The sequence below is a fragment of the Flavobacterium sp. genome (genome assembly GCF_020217025.1).
GTDB lineage: Bacteria > Bacteroidota > Bacteroidia > Flavobacteriales > Flavobacteriaceae > Flavobacterium.
Genome location: NZ_JAIWOF010000218.1, coordinates 1 through 19,341, shown reverse-complemented (window position 1 = coordinate 19,341; position 19,341 = coordinate 1). Strand labels below are relative to the sequence as shown.

Annotated in this window: 20 protein-coding genes; 9 read left to right on the top strand and 11 right to left on the bottom strand. The window is 27.6% G+C overall.

Features of this window, described 5'->3' with window-relative positions; all coding sequences use genetic code 11:
* Nucleotides 1-214: 214 nt before the first annotated feature.
* Nucleotides 215-904, bottom strand: coding sequence for a response regulator (locus tag LDL23_RS11440; RefSeq protein ID WP_291265822.1), 690 nt, complete (start codon nt 902-904; stop codon nt 215-217).
* 114 nt (nt 905-1,018) lie between these two features.
* Here LDL23_RS11440 and LDL23_RS11435 point away from each other — a divergent pair, with 114 nt between their 5' ends.
* From LDL23_RS11435 to LDL23_RS11425, 3 genes are all read left to right on the top strand, one after another.
* Nucleotides 1,019-1,714, top strand: a complete 696-nt coding sequence (locus tag LDL23_RS11435; RefSeq protein WP_291265821.1) for a LytTR family DNA-binding domain-containing protein — start codon at nt 1,019-1,021, stop codon at nt 1,712-1,714.
* A 289-nt stretch (nt 1,715-2,003) separates the two neighbouring features.
* The gene (locus LDL23_RS11430) at nt 2,004-2,192 is read left to right on the top strand and encodes a hypothetical protein (RefSeq protein ID WP_291265820.1); all 189 of its coding nucleotides are present in this window, start codon (nt 2,004-2,006) and stop codon (nt 2,190-2,192) included.
* A gap of 57 nt (nt 2,193-2,249) precedes the next feature.
* Nucleotides 2,250-4,256 carry a tetratricopeptide repeat-containing sensor histidine kinase gene (locus LDL23_RS11425; RefSeq protein WP_291265819.1) on the top strand — a complete coding sequence of 669 codons (2,007 nt, stop codon included), beginning with the start codon at nt 2,250-2,252 and terminating at the stop codon, nt 4,254-4,256.
* Between the two features lies 1 nt (nt 4,257).
* Here LDL23_RS11425 and LDL23_RS11420 read toward each other — a convergent pair whose 3' ends face one another.
* From LDL23_RS11420 to LDL23_RS11400, 5 genes are all read right to left on the bottom strand, one after another.
* A complete protein-coding gene (locus LDL23_RS11420; protein ID WP_291265818.1) occupies nt 4,258-4,872 on the bottom strand; it encodes a hypothetical protein in 615 nt (204 codons plus the stop codon).
* A 156-nt stretch (nt 4,873-5,028) separates the two neighbouring features.
* Nucleotides 5,029-5,652, bottom strand: coding sequence for an ATPase (locus tag LDL23_RS11415; RefSeq protein ID WP_291265817.1), 624 nt, complete (start codon nt 5,650-5,652; stop codon nt 5,029-5,031).
* Nucleotides 5,653-5,893: 241 nt separating this feature from the next.
* Complete coding sequence (locus LDL23_RS11410; RefSeq protein WP_291265816.1) at nt 5,894-6,739, bottom strand: transcriptional regulator; 846 nt, start codon at nt 6,737-6,739, stop codon at nt 5,894-5,896.
* A gap of 153 nt (nt 6,740-6,892) precedes the next feature.
* On the bottom strand, nt 6,893-7,180 hold the full coding sequence (locus LDL23_RS11405; RefSeq protein WP_291265815.1) for a helix-turn-helix domain-containing protein: 288 nt from the start codon (nt 7,178-7,180) through the stop codon (nt 6,893-6,895).
* 105 nt (nt 7,181-7,285) lie between these two features.
* Complete coding sequence (locus tag LDL23_RS11400; protein WP_291265814.1) at nt 7,286-8,932, bottom strand: AraC family transcriptional regulator; 1,647 nt, start codon at nt 8,930-8,932, stop codon at nt 7,286-7,288.
* Nucleotides 8,933-9,266: 334 nt separating this feature from the next.
* Here LDL23_RS11400 and LDL23_RS11395 point away from each other — a divergent pair, with 334 nt between their 5' ends.
* Nucleotides 9,267-10,004 (top strand): hypothetical protein, encoded by a 738-nt coding sequence (locus LDL23_RS11395; protein WP_291265813.1) that lies wholly within the window; start codon nt 9,267-9,269, stop codon nt 10,002-10,004.
* A 69-nt stretch (nt 10,005-10,073) separates the two neighbouring features.
* Here the strand turns inward: LDL23_RS11395 and LDL23_RS11390 are convergent, their stop codons facing one another.
* Nucleotides 10,074-10,907, bottom strand: a complete 834-nt coding sequence (locus tag LDL23_RS11390; protein ID WP_291265812.1) for an RteC domain-containing protein — start codon at nt 10,905-10,907, stop codon at nt 10,074-10,076.
* A gap of 400 nt (nt 10,908-11,307) precedes the next feature.
* Between LDL23_RS11390 and LDL23_RS11385 the strand changes: the two genes are divergently transcribed.
* The 5 genes from LDL23_RS11385 (at nt 11,308) to LDL23_RS11365 (ending at nt 16,355) form a co-directional block, all read left to right on the top strand.
* On the top strand, nt 11,308-11,571 hold the full coding sequence (locus LDL23_RS11385) for a hypothetical protein (protein ID WP_291265811.1): 264 nt from the start codon (nt 11,308-11,310) through the stop codon (nt 11,569-11,571).
* Nucleotides 11,572-11,639: 68 nt separating this feature from the next.
* Complete coding sequence (locus tag LDL23_RS11380; RefSeq protein ID WP_291265810.1) at nt 11,640-12,323, top strand: GLPGLI family protein; 684 nt, start codon at nt 11,640-11,642, stop codon at nt 12,321-12,323.
* Between the two features lie 382 nt (nt 12,324-12,705).
* Complete coding sequence (locus tag LDL23_RS11375; protein WP_291265809.1) at nt 12,706-12,888, top strand: hypothetical protein; 183 nt, start codon at nt 12,706-12,708, stop codon at nt 12,886-12,888.
* Between the two features lie 44 nt (nt 12,889-12,932).
* Nucleotides 12,933-13,685, top strand: a complete 753-nt coding sequence (locus LDL23_RS11370) for a GLPGLI family protein (protein ID WP_291265808.1) — start codon at nt 12,933-12,935, stop codon at nt 13,683-13,685.
* A 9-nt stretch (nt 13,686-13,694) separates the two neighbouring features.
* A complete protein-coding gene (locus tag LDL23_RS11365; RefSeq protein WP_291265807.1) occupies nt 13,695-16,355 on the top strand; it encodes a TonB-dependent receptor in 2,661 nt (886 codons plus the stop codon).
* A 6-nt stretch (nt 16,356-16,361) separates the two neighbouring features.
* Here LDL23_RS11365 and LDL23_RS11360 read toward each other — a convergent pair whose 3' ends face one another.
* The 4 genes from LDL23_RS11360 to LDL23_RS11345 all read right to left on the bottom strand — a co-directional run bounded on the left by LDL23_RS11360 (nt 16,362) and on the right by LDL23_RS11345 (nt 18,959).
* Nucleotides 16,362-17,114, bottom strand: coding sequence for a hypothetical protein (locus tag LDL23_RS11360; RefSeq protein WP_291265806.1), 753 nt, complete (start codon nt 17,112-17,114; stop codon nt 16,362-16,364).
* A 101-nt stretch (nt 17,115-17,215) separates the two neighbouring features.
* A complete protein-coding gene (locus LDL23_RS11355; protein ID WP_291265805.1) occupies nt 17,216-18,073 on the bottom strand; it encodes a phospholipase D family protein in 858 nt (285 codons plus the stop codon).
* A 92-nt stretch (nt 18,074-18,165) separates the two neighbouring features.
* Complete coding sequence (locus LDL23_RS11350; protein WP_291265804.1) at nt 18,166-18,372, bottom strand: hypothetical protein; 207 nt, start codon at nt 18,370-18,372, stop codon at nt 18,166-18,168.
* A gap of 131 nt (nt 18,373-18,503) precedes the next feature.
* Nucleotides 18,504-18,959 (bottom strand): hypothetical protein, encoded by a 456-nt coding sequence (locus tag LDL23_RS11345; RefSeq protein WP_291265803.1) that lies wholly within the window; start codon nt 18,957-18,959, stop codon nt 18,504-18,506.
* Nucleotides 18,960-19,341 lie beyond the last annotated feature (382 nt).

The following is a 19,341-nucleotide window of genomic DNA, read 5'->3' as shown; positions in this document are numbered from 1 at the left end:
TGGGATTTATTTAGTTTTGGTTAAGCAAGGAGCTGCCGTGGTTTCTAGTAGTAAGTTGGTTGTGGAGTAGAGGTTGTGGGTTTCAAGTTTCAGGTTGTGGACTAAACTGTGTTTAGTGTGGAGGTTGGGGGTATCTCGACTTCGCTCGATATGACAAGTGAATAAAAGTTCGTATTACAAATGGGTAAACGATCGGAATAACAAAATAATAATTTTATAAAAGACCTTTGCTTTTTGCAACTTCTATTAGTTCTTTATCAGAGCCAATATCAAAGATTAATTGCTTCTTGATATTGGCTTTTCTTTTTTCAATTGCGCTTAATGATAAAGGAATTAATCTAGTTAAATGTGCTGTTTTATATCCTTCTGCTATGTATTGTAAAATTTTAGTATCATGTTCGTCCCAATTAATATTTTGTTGAATAATTATTTTATTCGATTTTTTAATAGACTCACTGTAAAAGAAAAAATCAGCTTCAATTTTTGAACAAATCTCAGCTAATGATTTAGCATCCACATCAGACTTTGCCAAAAAACCTTCTGGATTAATTGCTTTAATAATTCTATTAACCCATAATGGATCATTATGCATTGAAATAATTATTATTTTACAATTTGGAAATAGTTTACGAGTTATTAATGCTAAATCTTCACCCGATTCAATATTTTTTTCTTTAAATGGAGGCAAATTAATATCAAAAAGAACCATTTTTAGGTTTTCACCATTTGTATTAATTTCAGTTATTATATTGAATGCTTTTTCGGCAGTAATTGCAGTAAGATAATTTAATTTTTTTTCTTTTAGTGCTTTTGATATAATACCCTTATGTACTTCAACTGTTAATGGATGGTCATCTACAATTAAGATGTTGTCAATACTACAATTTAATTCGTTATTAGGCATTTTATTTTAAATTAAAACTTGAATTCAAATTTAATTAAATAAAACTAAATTTTACGGTTTTGCCGTAAATTTAAAATACCAATGAGTACTAATTTTAATCAAATTTAATTTATAGTGCTCTACTCTTATTTAATTATAGATTCAACAGGTTTGGTCTTAAAACAAATTGAGTCTTCACAATTTGATGAGGATTATTTATGTTTAGGAGTTTATGCTACTTATGAATCTGCATTAAATGGAATTCTTGAACATAAACCACAAATATTATTTTTTCACTTTAATGATGTAATAGGCATACAACTCTTACTAGAGTTACATCAATATTTAAATGAATTACCCTATGTTATTGGAATAAATGAAAACAAAACTGAAGCTTATACTGCTTTGAAGTTAGGTGTTTCAGATTATTTATTATTTCCAATAATTCCCACCGAATTACATAAATCTTTTTTAAAGTTCTCTAAACTAAATAGTAGATATTCAGAAACTAAAATTTGTATTAAATCTAGTGGGGATCATCATTTTATCTCAATAGATGATATTGTTTATTTGAAAGCGGATAATAATACGACAGATTTTTATTTAAAAAACGGAAAGCAAATTTCTGGTTTTAAAACCATGAAGTTTTTTGAGAGTCAGTTGCCTTTCTACTTTTTTAGAATACATAATAGTTATATTGTTAATATACATTTCGTAAGCAGAATTAATCTAGGAAAGAATGATTGTTATTTGTTAGATAATCAATATAAAATCCCTTTTTCTAGAGGATATAAAGAAAATATTGATACGATTATAAGAAGAATTCAATAAATTAATTTTTACCATTCACTATCAAATTCATGTTGATTACTTCGATAGCATAGCCATTTACTAAACACTCATTTTCAAACACTTTTTAGATAAAAACTCTCTCTATTTTTGACTTGTTCGAAACAAAGAACAATTGAATTCAATTCGGTTTTTTTAATGAAGGGACTAATAGTTTTCTCTGTTAGTCATTAAAAAACTACTGCTAAAGTGATCCCTACTTTTTCAGAAAATCATAAGCGACTCTTTCAGTTGCTCAAAAAACTATTGTTTAATTTTTTAATTGATTTTTATGAAAATTTACTCTTTTATTGCTGCCTTAGCAGTTTGCGCTCTTTTTGCTTCTTGTTCTAATGATGACCAAGAAAATTTACAACAAAAAGAGGTTGAAATACAACAAATCGATACAGAAGATATTTTATTAAAAGAAGGTGATTCAATATATATAGGAGATCCATTTCCACCAAAACCTAAAGGATAATAAAAAAAAAACTATGCAATTGCATAGTTTTTTTTATTTTTGATAAAATATAAACAATTGAAAAACACTTTTTTTTTAATTATAGTAGTTCTTTTTTTTAATTCATGTACTAATGAAAAAAGTTCATTTAGTAGTGAATCAATATATTCTAATGAATATAATAATTTTTCAAATAAAAAGAAGGCAGAGTATTTAGATTCCTTAAAAACTGAAATTGATTTTGTTAAAAATGATTCTCTAAAAATTAAATTATTTTTCGAAGTTGCCGCTGAATACTATTATTTAAATGATTTGAAGAACTCATATATTACAAGTAAAAAAATTTACACACTTTCACAAAAAAATAAGGACTCGATAAGTATTGGTAGAGCTTTATATTATATGGGGGATTGCTTTGAGAATTTTCAAAAAGATAGTGCCTATTACTACTATAAGGAATCGGAGAAAGTCTTTAGATTACTAAAAGATGATGAAAGAATAGCAAAAGCGCTCTTTAACAAAGCTCACTTACTTTTTGTAAGTGGTAATTATATAGAGAGTGAAGTTGAGGTTATTAAAGCTTTACAAAAAATAAAGAAAACAAAAAAATATGAGTTATTATATGCATGTTATTATTTACAATCCTGTAATCATACAGAACTAGACGAATTAGATGAAGCTTTACGCTATTTGAATTTGGCATTTATAAATTTAGAAAAAATTAAAAATATCAACCCTAATTATTTGGAATACAAATCACTTGTTGTTGTTGGTATTTGTAATATTTATGATAAAAAATTAGAATTTGATAAATCTATTGCTTTATTGAAAACATTGTTGACTGATGATTTAAAATTTAAACACCCCACTTTATATTCAAATGTACTTAGTAATTTGGGATACTCATATATGAAATCTGGTAATTTTACATTAGCTAAACATTGTTTTGATGAATCTTTGGCTCTATTACCTAAGAATTTTTTAGACAAGAATTACCTTTTCAAAACTATAAATTTAGGAGAATATTATCTTTTGACTAAAGACACTTTAAAATCAAGAGATTATTTTAAAAAGGCACTCCCTTTATCTAAATTAATGAAATCTAATAATGAATTGTTAAAAACTCTTAATTTCCTATCAATATCTGATAAAAAAAATGCAGCTTTTTATAAAAGTGAGTATGTTAAAGTTTCTGATAGTATCATAAGGATACAACGCCTAAATCGAGATAAATTTGCAAGGATTGAGTATGAAACTAGCAAAGTTGAAGATGAAAATAAGATTCTTTCTCAGAATAATTTACTTTTAATTTTAGGTTTAGCTTTTAGTATAGTTGTTTTTTTAACCGCAATTATTGTTAGAACTCAAATAGCAAGAAAGAAAGAATTACTATTAATGAAGCAAAAAGAACTTGCCAATGATGAACTTTTGAGTTTGATTAAAGAATTTCAATTTGGTTTAGTTCAGGCAAAAGAAGAAGAACAAAGTAGGATTTCTAAAGAACTACACGATGGTATTGTTAATCAAATTTATGCAATACGTATGGTTTTAGACACATTGAATGATGAAGATGACGAATTTACAAAAGAAAGAAGAGTTGTCTACATCAAAGAACTTCATAAGGTTGAATCTGAGATAAGGAGTATTTCGCATCAATTGCATACAGATTTTTCTATTTATGATTCTAATTATTTATTTTTAATTCATTCTTTAATTAAAAGCAATAATGATCTAAAAGGGACTGTTTTCACTGTTTCAATTTCTGATACTATTGATTGGAATAATTATTCATCAATTGTTAAGATTAATCTTTATCGAATTTTGCAGGAACTCTTTTTGAATGTCAACAAATATGCCCAGGCATCTGTTTGTAATTTGGTTATAGAAGAGACAACTGATTTTTTACTTGCTATAGTTGAAGATGACGGAATAGGTTTTGATAAAAATCAAATAACTGAGGGCATTGGATTAAAGAACATAAATGAACGTATTAAAACAATTGATGCTCAAATTTCTATTGAAAGCGAGATTGGTAGAGGAGTAAAAACTTCTATTAAAATAAATAGAGACTTTAAGAAAACATAACTTAATCATCATTATCCAAATATAATTTTAAATGATGTAATTTCAAATGATTTTCATCTATTTGATTCAGCTGATTAATATCAATAAATTTCAAATCATTAGCGAAAGATTTTTCACCTATTAAATGTTCAATAAGAATGTAAACTGCCTCTTTAAGTTTAGGATTCTCTTTGTAAATTATATAGTTTTTAAGAAATACTCTTATTCCAAAGGCTAAAGGTTTGTCGGGATCACCTAACAAAACAAAATTGATATCACTTACCTTAAGATTAATACCATAAAATTTGAAGGGTTTGTCTGTGCCGTTTTCATATTTTGTAAGGTCTGTTTCGGGTTGAATAAAAGCGGTTATTTTCCAACGTTTTATTTTTGGTGCATATAAAACTAACAGTTCTACTTCTTTAAAAAGATACGGATTACCATGTGCTGTGATAATTAATTCTGCATCAATTTTTTTATTTTTTATGATAAGATCTAAGTCTTTGTTGTAAAGATTTAGTACTTCTTTAAGGTTATAAAAATGTTGTTTTATTTCTTCTTGTGAAACTTCATTTAGAAATAAGAAAACGAAGTTGTTTTGTTGGAAGTAGTTCCAGAAGTTGGTTATTGAGTTCATTTGTTTCAGGTTTCAGGTTTCAAGTTTCAGGTTGTTGGAATTCTGATGAAATGGATTTTATTTTTTTAGCCACAAAGAGCACAAAGTCCTTCGACAAGCTTAGGATGACAGCACGAAGCTCGCAAAGCACTTCGACTGCGCTCAGTATGACAATTTTTATCTCTTATCTGGTGTTGATTTATCATATGCTATTAGATTGACCATTTGACGTAAACGACTTCTGACTCGGTTGCCGTAATGTTTTTCTATTTCTGTGGCAGATAGGTTTGTGGTAATGTGGGTTTGGAGTTTTTTTGAAATGAATAGATCATATCTTGATAATAGGATTTCTGCCATTACATTGCATTCGTTACCGAAATATTTTAGATTGTTTTCAGTTCCTAAATCATCAAAACAGTAGGTTCTTGGTTCTGATTGATAGAGTTTACCGATGCTGTATTTGTGGATTATTTGGTAGCCGTCCTGAATAAATTCAAAATTTATGTCTCTGCAAGGTTTTACGAAAAATTTGTGTTCCGTTGCTGTTACGAATTTCATTAAGTTCATCAATGATGTTTTTCCGCAACCGATTGGTCCGGTAAGTAATATTCCCTTGTTTGGATTTATTCCGTACTGAAAACAAGTTGATTCGTCCTTTAGGAAATACGCAATTAGTTTGTAAACAATAGTGTAATCGTTTTCAGGAATTTTGAAATGATTGCCGTATAGTTCGATGCCTTTAGCTTCGATCCAATTGATTACTTCGGTGTAACTGTAGTGGGATTTTATATTTTCATTCATTGGGTTGTTTTTTGTTCGCTAAAGCGAAGTTTTTTGAACACTGATGACGCGGATTAAACAGATTTACACGGATTTTTTTTTGAAACACATAGGTTTTATAGTTTCTTTGTTTTGTGTATGAGGTGCTTTGCTTTGGATAGTTCACAAAGATTTAACCTCAAAGTCCTTCGACAAGCTCAGGATGACAACGCAAGGTTTACAAAGATTGAGATACTGAAACAAGTTCAGTACGACAAAAAGGCTATAATGGCTCTGAATAATCTTTGTCGGTTGTTGTATTGAGTTGTTTTGCTCTGTTGGGTTGTTCTGTATTTGAAATGAAATTTGGTGCGTTAATTATCCAATTTTGTGCTGCTGCTTGCCAATCGACCATTGGTATTTTGCCACCGACTAGCCAACCGACACTTTTGAAGTAATTGAAGAATTTTTGAGCTTCTTGTTCTGGGAAGTTATTATCTTGGAAATAGGTTTTGACTTCTTCGATTGTTGGCTGCAGCTTTTCTTCTTTTTTCGCGGAACTTTTTTCTTCTTTTGACATCTCGACTTCGCTCGATTTGACAATTATATTTGATGAATTATTTATTTCCTTAAAATTTTTTGATTGCTTTTCCAAGTTTAAAATGTTTTTATCATTTAAAATGTTTGTATTGTTTATATAGTTTATAGAAGGTACTACTGCTTGTTCACTACCTGTTTCACTACTAGTATAGGACTTGTTCAAAGCTTGTTCATTGACCTGTTCAAAAAGAAGTTCATTCTTTGTTCTTCTCTCACTTTTTGAGAGAGGTTTTAAATCTTCTGAAAAATTGAATAAAATGACGTGACTCCCTTTAAAAGGATTGTAAGAGGGTTGGTAATTTATGTAGCCTAAGCTATGTAGGTTCTTTAAGCATTTGTGATAGGTTGCTTTTGAACTGATCTTGCTTATTCTCATTACTTCATCGCGATTAATACTAATTGGATTTTTGAAACGATTGCAGTTCCAAAATTGAAATAATGCAATGTATAAGCTTACATGTGTTGGGTTGAGAGTTCTATCAATAGCTACTTTTTCAAAGAAGCCAGTTAGGTGTTTGATGTAGTTCATGCTTATAGTTTAAAAGTATAAGGTTTAGGAGTTTAAAAGTTTTGGTTTTAAGCTGCGCTTAAAAGTGATAACCTACTTAGAAGGAGATACTTCGGCAAGCTCAGTATGACAAAAACCACTACGCCTGTTTTACACCCCTCAAAAGAAGGGTAATTATTTGCATAGAGTAGGTAGCGCTTTGACTTTGTTTCCGGATAATAGTTTATCTATATCTGAATTGTCATAATATAGGATACCACCGATTTTAGTGTAGGAAAGAGTTCCGTTGATGCGGAGGTTTTGAAGTGTACCAGGTGAGATGTTTAATAGTTTGCGGACTTCATTGGATTTGAGCCACTGTTTTGTTTGCTGAGGTTTAGATAGAATAATTTCTTTTAAATCATTTAATAATTGATTTCTGAACTCGTTCAAGTCTTCACGGGTAATAATTTCCACTGCCATAACGTATGATTTATTTTGATATGGTACAAAAGTGGAGTGTATGGTTGATTTTGTTTCACAACTGTTTCACAAGTTGTGATGAAAAAATATAAAAAAAGCCAAAAATTATTGAATTTCGTTTAGCTTCTGTATGAAATAAGTAGGAGAGATATCTGTTTTGTTTTTGAAAGCTCTTGTGAAATTTTGTGTTGAGCCAAAGCCTACTTCATCTGCAAGTGCTTTGTTTGTATAATTTCGATACTTATTTTCTGTTTTGAGTAATTCAATGATTTGATCAATTTTTAAATCATTGATATAATCAATAGTTTTTTTTCCTCTATGTTTCAGGATAATTTTTGATGCGTATTTAGTATTTGTTTTTAGATATGTAGCAATTCTGCTTAGTGTCATTTCTTTCTCTAAGTATTTTTTTGATTTTTCAAATTTTTCAAGATTTTTCAAAACCATTTCTACGATTTCGGGATTAATCTCTAAATCAACATCTAAGGGTTTTGAAATAATTTTACTTTCAGTATTATTGGTACTCATTAATTCATCGAATTTTAGTTTGTAATATTTACTTTTTTTGCGATGTTTTCGAATTATAACTACTGTACTTATTAATATAAAAAATGAAGTTGCATATGCTACTTTATTTTTCCATTTCATTGAATCTTCTAATTCTGTTTTGGCTTTTATTAATTTTTTAGCATCATACTCTTTGAATATCTTTTGAGAAAGATATTTATAATTGTTGTTCAAAATACTATCTACTTTAAGCAGTCTATTAATATAAAGAAGTTGCATTTTTGTATCTTCTTTTTTTGTAAAGTACTTGATTAGTAACTCGTAGTTTTCTCTTAAATCAGGACGGATATATTTTCTTTCTAAGAAAGTTTTATCCACTTTTAGTAAGTAGGGTAGTGCTTCTTTGTGTTTATTTTGTTTCCAATAGCTCTTGGCAATGTAAAAATTTGCAACCGTTTTGTTATCAAAGTTGTTCTCTTTGTTTAATTTAGGAATTACATTTTTTAAACCCTCTATACACAAGTTGTATTTTTTTTGATGATAAAAGTTAATTGCTTGTGTATGATCGAAATATTTTATCATTTCTTGAATATCCCATTTTTGGCTAAGATTTTGACCTAAAGAAATATAGTATTTTGATTTATCAAAATTGTTGATTTTTTGATAGCACAAGCCTAAAGCATGTATTGTATTTAGATACGCTCGATCATTTTCTTCTATAAAATAAAGAGCCACTTCATTAAATATTTTAATTGCTTCATCATAAAATCCTAGGTAATATTTAGTCTGTGCTATTGCATATTTAGTTTTATTGGAAGCATATTTATCATTTGATTTTTCTAAATAGTCTTCCGCTTTTAGGTAATAGTTTAATGCTTCTGCTAATTCTTTATTTTCATAAAATACTATGCCTTTGTTTAAGAATGCATTTCCAATAATTTTTTTATCCTTGGTTTTAAGTGCAACTGTAATTATTGAATCGGAATAATTTTTCTTAATATTTATAGGCTCATTGATCATTAATTGCCTATAAGCATTAATTTGTTCTACTAAATTAACCTCTTTTTTTGCTTTTAAAAGCCATGCTTTTTTGAAGGTGATATTTTTCTCGTTTTCTCTAACTTTTTTAATTAAAGACTCATAGTCACATTTACTCAAATTGTTAATTATACTATCTGAAGATGGGTTAGCTTGTAGAAGGACATAATTAGTTATTACACAAATAAAAGTGATTATCTTTTTCATTTTAAATTGTTTGTGTTGTTTAATCTACTACTAGTATAGATTATCAATATTTGTAGGCTTTTACTAGCAAATTTAATTTAAAAAATTAATAATAAATAAAACAATTGTTAAAGTGAGTATAAAAAGAGCTTTTTTAAAGTTGTTCAATTCCAGAATTGAAGTTGTTTAATTCGTGAATTGCACTTATTATGGTTTGCGGAGGCTGAAATTGTAGGATAGTTTTGTCTCGAATTCAAAAGGATTTATAAGCTGTAAATCCAACCTAGTTCAGCTTACCCGGGCAAGATGAACTGATGAAAAACAAGTAATCAGTATTATCTAAAAATTAATTATCATGAAACTATTTTATTTATGTATCTTATCTATTTCATTTTTATTTTCTTGTAGTGAAGCTTCTGATGTTGAGGTGTTAAATTCATCTCGAGTGGATTTATCATATTCCAATAAATTATCAGATAGCACCTCATTAATTTCACCTTTTAATCCTGCTAATTCGTATGACTATGTTGGTCAATTGCATCATGAGCTTTATCTAGAATATTATGCACAGCAAAACGATTCTTTATCACTTTCAAGAGTTATTACAAAAGTTGAAGCATTAGCCAATCAAAATGTAATCTTCGAAAGTTATTTTGCAACTCCTTATCATTTTTATGGTGTAACAGAAGTCTCTAATTTATTAGTTAGTGATACTTTATTTATTGACACTATTTTAGCAAATTCCGCTCTTACAATTGTTGCTAAGAATAAAATGAAGACCTTTCTTACTGATTTTAATTTTCATTTTGAAAAAAATATAGAGAGCGGTCCAGTTTTAGAGTATGTATTTCAATTTGAGAATCAAATAATGAATTCTAAAGATTTATTAGAATCAGACAAAGCTATCCTTTTGAGCACTACTTCTATTGCTAGATTTAGTGTTTATGAGAGTAAGCGTCGACCGAAGAAAAATACTGATCCTGATTGGGATTCTTTAATAACTAACTTGTTAGGTAATATTATTGGTTCTGATTATGGAATTGAGAATGGGTTAACGTCTTCCTTGATTTGTGGAATCCTATCTAATCAATAATTAAATAGCAGTCTAGAGAAGTTTTAGTAAGAACAATGAACTTCTTTAGACTGCTTTATTAAATTTAGATTATTCATCTAATTGATTGATTTTATTATTTAGATTTACTTGAAGTGAATTTATGAAATTTGTTTTATCAATTGTTTTTCGATTTCTTATTTCAAGGAATATACGATTATGTTGTTTTATTTCGGTATTAAAAAAGGTTTCAACAGCTTTTATACATTCATTCAAACTTATATTGCCATTGTTGATTATTTTTTCGTTGTGTAATGCATATACAAGTTCAACCAATGCCACTTTTGAGCCTGTCCATTTCAAAACGTTTTTATCATTTTTTTTGAAAGTATTTATAGTTTGGTTATTTAGTTTATCTTCTAGAAAAACAATAATTTTTTCGTTTGCTATAAGTTTAGCAATTAAGTAATCATGTGAAGTAGAAAAAACTGGGTCTGATTGAAAGTAATAACTTTCTAATGTGAGTTTTATATCGTATTTTTTTCTAAGAAAATATTTTTTATCAAGGCATGTGTTTTTTGTCCTGTAATATTTGTAGAACTCTTTATTTTTTGTGAAGAAGTCTTTAAGTTTTTTAATTTCTTTGTAATAGTATTTTTTTATTCTTTTTTCATCTCCTACAGGTTTATTTATTTCAATATTGTAAATGTCATTATAGAAAATTAGTTTACTTGTAAATTGCGGTTTGATTTCTTTGAAGAATTCGATTTCTTCTTGTTTATTGTGGAGCTTATAATTTTTAAAAAATGTTTTTAATTTTTCTAATGAAATGACAATATTCTCAATTGCTTCTTCTAATTTTTTTATGGGATTATCTTCTATAGTTTCATTTTCTACTAATTGATTTTCTAATTCAATTAATAATTTATTTGAGAAGTTTTTCATTTCATTTTTAGATTTGGTTGTTTGACAAATCTAAAAGAGGTAAAGAGTTTAAAAAAATAGTGTTTGATGTAATTCCCGAATTGAATACTAAAATTCCTGAATTGAGTATTTAATTAATTTAGGCTATCAATATAATATTTGATAATCATTTTTAACATAAATATAAAGAATATTAGTTTTGAATTCATTTATAGCTTTTATTCAAAATTATCCAATCATATCTTGATTTTTGTAGAGTTTAGTAGATTATTGTATCTCTTTAATTATTACTTAAATAAAAATTAATGGTAGTAATGCCGTAATAAAATAGTTAAAAATACCGTAATACACTCTTATGAAAGATCTTTTTTTTTGCTTCTGGATATCCAAGAAATAATATTAATTTTAAATTTAAACAAAAATGAAAAAAGTATTTTTTAGTGCAGTGGCACTTATTACTTTCTCTATTTCTGCTATGGCTAATGAAATTGAAGAGAAAAAAGTTGATGTAAAAACTATTGAAACTGAAAAAACTGAAAAAAAAATAGTTAAGGACGATTGTAGGGTTATGAAATTTACTGCTTACTCATTGGCTAGAGAATCTGGAATGAGCCATGAAGCTGCTTCGGCATATTCATATCAAATTTATTTTTCTTGCTTAAATGTTCAAAGTATTGAGGGATAATATACTAAAGCTCATAAATCAATTAGATTTGATTTATGGGTTTTAAAAAAAAATAAAAATATTCATATATGAAAATTATAATATTCATTTTATTATCTTTTGTTAAAGTTTATAGTCAAAATTTATATGTAGAATATAAGGTAACTATTTTTCCTGAAAAAGAAATTTTAGAAAAAGACGAAACTTTAAAGAGCTATTACTTAAATGCCATTGAAAATGCAAAACATCTAGATTTTGGCTTAATTTGTACTTCTGAAAATTCTAAATTTTTTAATACTACCGATTCTCAAATTTTAGCTTCTATTAAAAGAACAGATCTACTTTTTGCAGGTTATTCTGGAATTGTATTTGATTTGAAAAAAAAATTATTGTCGCAATCAAGTTTATTGGGAGATAATTTTTTTGTGGAAAAACAAATTGTTAATGATTGGCAGCTTATTAATGAAAAAAAAGAAATTAATGGTTACACTTGTTACAAAGCAACGAGTTTTAATGTTATAAAATATGGAGAAAAAGTTTTTAAGCATCCTGTAGTCGCATGGTTTTGCCCTGAAATTCCATATAGTTTTGGACCTAATGGCTATAGTAATCTTCCGGGTTTAATTTTAGAGCTCCAGGTAAGAAATGTTGTATTTGGAGTAAAAAAAATTGAATTTGATTCAAAAAAAACTTTTGATATTGATAAAAAAAATATGAAAATCCTTTCTGAATCAGAATTTGAAAAAGCACTTGATAAATTAAATGATTTTTAAATTTATATAATTTAGTACGATTAAAAGAATTAAATATCTAAATAAATGCTATAACACCATATTTTTTTCCTATACTTTCTTTTTCTCAAGTCTTAACCAGTAGGGTTAAAGATTCTTTTGAAAGGCCTTTGCAAAATGCCAATGTAATTGCTAAACCTTTAGTTGAAAAACTTGGGTCAAATTTGTTATTGCAGATTTTAAACTATTAAAAATTTAACACACTTTACAGCTCTTTGATACATTTTGTTGAATGTTAATGTTATTGGAAAATGTATTTTAAATATTAAAATTTGAATAATTAACAACAAAACATTAAATTTAAACAAAGATAAAAAAAGTATTTTTTAGTGCAGTAGCACTTTTAGCTTTTTCAGTTTCAGGAATGGCAAATGAGATTGAAGAAGTAAAGATTAGAAGAGTAGAATTAAGCGATTGTGAAGTGCTTGCAACTATTCAAACTTCTATTGCAGATGAAGAGCATACTAATGCAACAGGGAATTCTTGGGATGATTGGACAATAGAATTTGTATATTCTACTTATCTTTCAAACTGCGAGAATAATTAAATAACTATACGGAACAGACGTGTTCCGTATTTATAATAAAACCAATGAAAAAATTTTTTATTTTAACACTTTTTCTTTCCTTAATAAATTGTAAATCAACTGATAATTTAAAAGAAAACAATCTTGTAACTTACAAGGTAATTGATATAAATAGTAAACCAGAGAATAAGTTTGACCCCAAAAATATTGAATTTGAATTAATTTATGATAACGAAAAAAGTTTGTTTCAAATTGTCAATCAAATTGAGAATGAAAATAATAAAATTGATGATAAAATAATTAAGGTTATTTATGGTGGTAATATTAAATATTATAAAAATCATATTTTAAAAGAAAAAATATTCAATGTTGAAAATAGAGGTGATGTTTTTAATGTTTCATCTGATTACAATGAATATCAATGGTATATAAACCCAAACGAAACAAAACTTATTTCTGGATTTAAATGTTTTAAAGCAACTACACATAAAGACAGAAAGTTTAAAGGAGAAATAAAAGAATCTTTTGAACCATATGCGTGGTTTACATACGAAATTCCAACTTCTTTTGGGCCGATTGGATTAGATGGGTTACCTGGTTTAGTTTTGGAGGGTTCTTTTGATGGAAAAAAAATTTATTATGCCTCTAAAATTGAAAAAACTAAATTAGAAATAAAAAAGCCATATTCTAATACAACTATAGCATATGAGGATTACAGTAATATGATGTATAATAGTATTTATGAAAGAAAAAATCTTGAAAAGGAAAATAATTTGATAATTGAAAAAAAGAAAAAGGAAATACAATCAAGTAAATAACAATTCTTAATGCCAAAATTCCTAATTCTATTACTACTTTTTCCTATATTTTCTCTTTCACAAACCCTAACCGGCACGGTCAAAGATTCACTTGGAAACCCATTACAAAATGCCAATGTAATTGCTAAACCTTTAGTTGAAAAACAAGGGTTAAAATTTGCTATTGCTGATCATTTAGGGCGTTATAAACTAGAATTAGAAAAAGAAGTGCCTTATGAAGTTCGGGTTTCGTATTTAGGTTTTACAGAACAAATCTTAAATCTTCCGGCTAATTTTTCGCAAAAAGAACACCATTTTAAACTCAAAGAAAACGGTCAAAAATTAAAAGAAATCACCATAACCTACGATTACAAACCTGTTGTGGTTAAAAAAGATACTTTAATTTACGATGTTAAAGCCTTTGCTAATGGTAACGAGCGCAAACTAAAAGAACAATTAGAAAAACTACCTGGTGTTGAAGTAGATAAAAACGGTGGCGTAACGGTTCAAGGTAAAAAAGTAACCAAATTTTTAGTAGAAAATAAATCGTTTTTTGGTGGTGGCACCAAATTAGGTGTAGAAAATATTCCAGCCGATGCTGTAGATAAAATAGAAGTTATTGACAACTTCAACGAAGTAGGTTTTCTAAAAAAAGTTTCTGATTCTGAAGACTTGGCGATGAACATCAAACTAAAAGAAGATAAAAAGAAATTTATTTTTGGCGATGTTGATGCAGGTGCTGAAGTAGCCAACGATAATGGTTTTTATTTAGGTCATGTTGCTTTGTTTTATTATGCACCAAAAACAAACGTAAGTTTTATTGGAGATATTAATAATATTGGTAAACGTACTTTTTCTTTTCAAGACATGATGCGTTTTCAAGGTGGCGCCAGTAGTTTTATTTCGGGAAGAAAACAATTAACAGATTTATATTCGTTTGCAAGAGATAATACCGATGTAGTAAATAATAAATCGCAGTTTGGGGCTTTCAATTTTCGCCAAGAAATAAACACAAAACTGGATATTGAAGGATTCGGTATTTTTTCCAAATTATTTACACAATCGCTTACTAAAAATGAAAACCAATATTTAGAAAATGAAAATGTAACTTATGAAAACCAAAGACGAGCAGGGCAAAATAAGTCGGTTTTAGGTATTGGAAATCTTAAATTAAATTACACTCCAAATACTAAGTCAAAATGGTTTTATAATGGACAATTTCAATCTACTACAAATGATTTTGAAAGTGTATTAAATTCAACCTTAGAAAATCAGAATTCGTATTTTAAAACATTGAATTCTGCAGATATCGTTCAAGTTAAGCAATATATTGAATGGCATAAACAATACAACAATAAACACACTACTACTTTTGTAGTTAATCAAAGTTACGATAGTAATAAACCTCAAAATACTTGGTTAACCGATACCGAATTTTTAACTGGATTAATTCCGTTAGAAAATGATTCGTTTTACAACATTCAGCAAGTAAAAAAAGTAAAAAATAGTAGTTTTGATGCGCTTTTTAAACATTATTGGATTATCAACAATTACAATCATTTGTATACTAATGTTGGAAATAATTTAGGAACAACACAACTACAAATCACCGAAAAACAATACCTAACTGACGGAACAATCAATGATTTTGCTACCGATGGTTTTGGGAACGACATGGATTATTTATTAAATGATTTGTATTTGGGTTTAGAATATAAGTTCAAAATTGGAAAATGGGTAAACAAACCTGCCATTTATGCGCATTACTATCATTTGAAAACGCAACAAATTGCAAACAATTACACGTTAAACAATACATTTTTGCAACCTAGTTGGCTAAGCGAATACGAATTCAATCAATCGGAAAATTTGAAATTCAATTATCGTTTGGTAAATGAATTTCCAGAAGCGAATCGTTTGTTAGAACGTTATACCTTACAAAGTTATAATTCGGTTTTTAGAGGAAATGCGTTGTTGCGAAACGAACGTTTTCACAATGCGACTTTAAACTATTCCAAAACCAGTATGTATCGTGGTATAATGTTGTTTGCCAATGCTAGTTTTACCAAGAAAGTAAGAACCATTCGAAATGAAATTGGTTTAGATGGCATCAATCAATTTACAACGCCAACCATTACCGATAATCCAGAAACCACCTATCGTGTTTATGGAAATATTGATAAAAAAATTCATAAATTCAGATTGGGTTTAAATGCTAATTTATCTTGGTTCAACTACGTTCAAACGGTAAACAACCAAACGATAACCAACGACAGAAACAATCAAAGTATTGGAATTAAGTTACGAACAGCCAACAAAAAATGGCCAAGTGCAAGTGTAAGTTATAATAAAACGTTTAGTCAATTTTCAGGATTAACCAATTCATCGCTAACTTCAGATAGATTGGGTTTTGATTTTGATATCGATTTTTGGAAACATTTTAATTTTAAAACCGATTACGAAGTAACGTTTAACGAAAACAGCAACAACATCGCAACTGATTTTAGAATTGCCAATGCGTATTTGAGTTATCAGAAGAAAAACAATCCGTTCCGATTTGAACTTTCGGCACAGAATTACTTGAATAATGGTACTAAAATCAACAACTCTTTTTCTGATTTTATGATTTCGAGTTCTACAACGTACACGTTACCAAGAATTGTGATGTTGACGGTTAGTTATAAGTTGTAATTTATATTATTTTTCTAGTTTTATAAATTTACTAGGTTGATTTTCCAAGAATTTTTTTAACTTTTCTATTGTTTCATTCTTTTTGTATGGATTAAAATACCCAGAGGAATAACCATTATTAAAATCGTGATTAAACCAAGTTATTAATGAACCATCCATTTGAAGATTTACTCCAATTGTATTAAGTCCGACATATTTTGGGATGTCTTTTGAAATTAATTTTTTCATTTGATTTGCAGCTGAAAATTGAGAAAAGTGATCGAATTTGACATCAAGTGTATCTTTAAAAAAATCAATATTATTTACAGGCTCATCTAAATTAAATGGGGTTAGGTGAAGTTTTACTGTGGTTTTTTCGTTTTCATTGAGTGGTTCTGGCATACAAATATGAATTAAACCTACTAAAGGAAAACCATCTTTAATAAGACCTTCTACTTGTGTTATACCATAAGAGTTAGGGGCTTTTTTAGGATTATTTCTCAGAGGTCTAACTACTTTAACTTCAATAGCACAAGTTCTGTTGAAAAATGTTTCATTTTCTGAATAGGGAATTATTATGATGTCAAAATCACCTGGTTTATTGTTTTTTTCGAAGCCAAGTTCTTGTCTTAAAATTTCAAATGCTACATAAAAACCTTTATATTTAGCAAATTCGTCGTAACCTACTGGTTTGTGAATTAAATTTGAGAATAAGTTATAGTTTATTTTGTTGTCTTTTTTTGAAATAGACAATCTTTCTACAAGTTCTTTTTCAGACATTTTTTGATTATCTAAATCAATATTTCTAATGTCAAAAAAATCAGAATCATTCATGATATATTTGTCCTATTAATTACTAGCTTAGTGTATACTATTATTAATTAAAGTATCGGTTTTTTCATTGATGTTCTTCCGTTTGAACGTTTACCTGTTTTATGACAAAAATTTTCTGGATAGTTTTCGTTTCTAAAGGATGCCCAACTTCTGTATGATTTATTTGAATATGGCTTGTTTGGATTATATGCAATTTTTTCACCAGTTCTTATGCAATATCCAATTGTTTGTGTCTCAATTTCGTCTCTATATGGTCTTGATTTTGTAATTGATCCTAATTCTATCTCATAATCAAAATCATTTAATGTTTTTATTTGGTTTGATTTTATTCTGTCAATTGAAGTAAAAAAACTTGAAGTTGTGTCATGTAAGACATCGGATTTTACATAATTTTTTCCTAAAATAGGGCTGAGTATTTTCTTTTCGTATACAGGTCGTTTAATAAAAATTGCTTCACTTTTTTCTGCAAGATTATAGCATGTTTGCCATGCTTCATTATCGGCATTCTTTCTATATTTACTTAAAAGATTAAGTTCAGAGTAAACTCCAAATTCTATATTATTTTTAAAAGAATAATCATATAAGTTTATAGATGTAATTACTCCTTTTTTCTCATTTCCATAGTATTTAGCATGTAAATTAGGAATATAAACAATACTTATATTGAGAAACTTTTTGAAATAGTTAAAATCTTCATTACTTAAACTTTTGTTTTTTTCGGTTTCATTTTTACCAAAAACAATTAATATATGAAGTTTTGGGTTGTTTATATGATTATCAAATAATCTTTTGAAATAGTCATCAAGTTTTATAAATGGAGAAACAATTATAAGGTTTTTTTTTGCCTCCCATATTATTTCATAAACTGCATTTTCAAGGTTATCTCCAGTAATGAATTTGTTCATTTTTTTATAATTTTTAGATATAAATAAACGATTGTAAATCTTAAAATTTAAAGTGAATTTTAATTTGATTCTTTGTTCTGATCAATAATATTTTAATATTTATACAAATCTGGAATTAAAGCGTTTAATTTTTCCATGAATTTTGACGATTCTGCATCGTTTTCAAAATCTACAGAATACGCTGTACCATCTTTAGTTTCAAAAGTGGTATAATCACCTTCATATTTGTTGATTAATTGATTGACTATTAGTTTTTTATTCTGATATGAGTCTGGAATTGTAAATGTATTTGTTGTCATGATTTAATTGAGTAGGGAGTATTTTAAAATAGTTTAAAACACTATTTTTGATTTGAGTTAGAATTTGATAAAAATTAAATTATACTTTTATTTTAAAAGGAAATGCTAACTGATGATCATCGGTTATATTTTTATATTGAAGCTTCTTTTGAACCAAATTTCATTAAGCCCCAAATTACGGTTTGTAACATTACATCATTGTTTTTGAAGTTTGTTGAAATGAAATCCATAGTTTGTTGCCAGATTTCTTTTGGGGCGTCGGGACTAGGTATACAAACATATATTACAGCTCCATTTGCAATATCGGTTCTTTTGTATATCATCATTATAGCAGCAGGTTTTGATTGTCCTTCTTTCAAAAGTGCTTTAAATTCAGTTGTTCTTTTTTCAGAACCACTAGTAACTGTAGAATTTCCCATATCTTTAAATGAATACCCTTTTTTCATATCAAGACCAGATTCTAATTGAACTTTATACCCTTTGGTTATGTAATTATATTCTTCTTGGGTTGTTTGTCCGAACGAACTAGTGATTGAAAATAGAATCGTAATAACTAAAGATGTAAAGAAATTTTTGTATGTTTTCATTTTTCTTGGATTTATATTTCTGTTTATTTTAGATAATTTTGAGCACGTTTGAAGTTGTTAATTATAATAGAACTTTATATGATGTGAATTGTTTTTTGCACTTGTTAGACTATTCTAATTTTGACGCAATTAATAACAACAACAGAAAATAATATTACGGTATTTTTTGTGAAATGATTATGGTGTTTTTAATGAAATAATTAATGAATTATATTTGACTTTTCTGTATATCAATTATTTTGTTGTTGAAAATAAAATTAAATAATTGAATTTCTTGTAGCGATTGTTTTATCGCTAAATGATTAGCGTATTAACTGTATAAATATTTGCTACTAAAAAAAACCTCTTTTAAAAAGATTAAAAGTGGTTCTTAAATATTGTT

Excerpts from the sequence above, each read along its gene's own strand:
- LDL23_RS11370 (WP_291265808.1), top strand. The coding sequence starts at position 12,933 with ATGAAAAAATTTTTTATTTTAACACTTTTTCTTTCCTTAATAAATTGT.
- LDL23_RS11430 (WP_291265820.1), top strand. The coding sequence starts at position 2,004 with ATGAAAATTTACTCTTTTATTGCTGCCTTAGCAGTTTGCGCTCTTTTT.
- LDL23_RS11345 (WP_291265803.1), bottom strand. The coding sequence starts at position 18,959 with ATGAAAACATACAAAAATTTCTTTACATCTTTAGTTATTACGATTCTA.
- LDL23_RS11360 (WP_291265806.1), bottom strand. The coding sequence starts at position 17,114 with ATGTCTGAAAAAGAACTTGTAGAAAGATTGTCTATTTCAAAAAAAGAC.
- LDL23_RS11415 (WP_291265817.1), bottom strand. The coding sequence starts at position 5,652 with ATGAATGAAAATATAAAATCCCACTACAGTTACACCGAAGTAATCAAT.
- LDL23_RS11355 (WP_291265805.1), bottom strand. The coding sequence starts at position 18,073 with ATGAACAAATTCATTACTGGAGATAACCTTGAAAATGCAGTTTATGAA.
- LDL23_RS11395 (WP_291265813.1), top strand. The coding sequence starts at position 9,267 with ATGAAACTATTTTATTTATGTATCTTATCTATTTCATTTTTATTTTCT.
- LDL23_RS11400 (WP_291265814.1), bottom strand. The coding sequence starts at position 8,932 with ATGAAAAAGATAATCACTTTTATTTGTGTAATAACTAATTATGTCCTT.
- LDL23_RS11365 (WP_291265807.1), top strand. The coding sequence starts at position 13,695 with ATGCCAAAATTCCTAATTCTATTACTACTTTTTCCTATATTTTCTCTT.
- LDL23_RS11390 (WP_291265812.1), bottom strand. The coding sequence starts at position 10,907 with ATGAAAAACTTCTCAAATAAATTATTAATTGAATTAGAAAATCAATTA.
- LDL23_RS11380 (WP_291265810.1), top strand. The coding sequence starts at position 11,640 with ATGAAAATTATAATATTCATTTTATTATCTTTTGTTAAAGTTTATAGT.
- LDL23_RS11385 (WP_291265811.1), top strand. The coding sequence starts at position 11,308 with ATGAAAAAAGTATTTTTTAGTGCAGTGGCACTTATTACTTTCTCTATT.
- LDL23_RS11405 (WP_291265815.1), bottom strand. The coding sequence starts at position 7,180 with ATGGCAGTGGAAATTATTACCCGTGAAGACTTGAACGAGTTCAGAAAT.
- LDL23_RS11420 (WP_291265818.1), bottom strand. The coding sequence starts at position 4,872 with ATGAACTCAATAACCAACTTCTGGAACTACTTCCAACAAAACAACTTC.
- LDL23_RS11350 (WP_291265804.1), bottom strand. The coding sequence starts at position 18,372 with ATGACAACAAATACATTTACAATTCCAGACTCATATCAGAATAAAAAA.
- LDL23_RS11440 (WP_291265822.1), bottom strand. The coding sequence starts at position 904 with ATGCCTAATAACGAATTAAATTGTAGTATTGACAACATCTTAATTGTA.
- LDL23_RS11375 (WP_291265809.1), top strand. The coding sequence starts at position 12,706 with ATGGCAAATGAGATTGAAGAAGTAAAGATTAGAAGAGTAGAATTAAGC.
- LDL23_RS11410 (WP_291265816.1), bottom strand. The coding sequence starts at position 6,739 with ATGAACTACATCAAACACCTAACTGGCTTCTTTGAAAAAGTAGCTATT.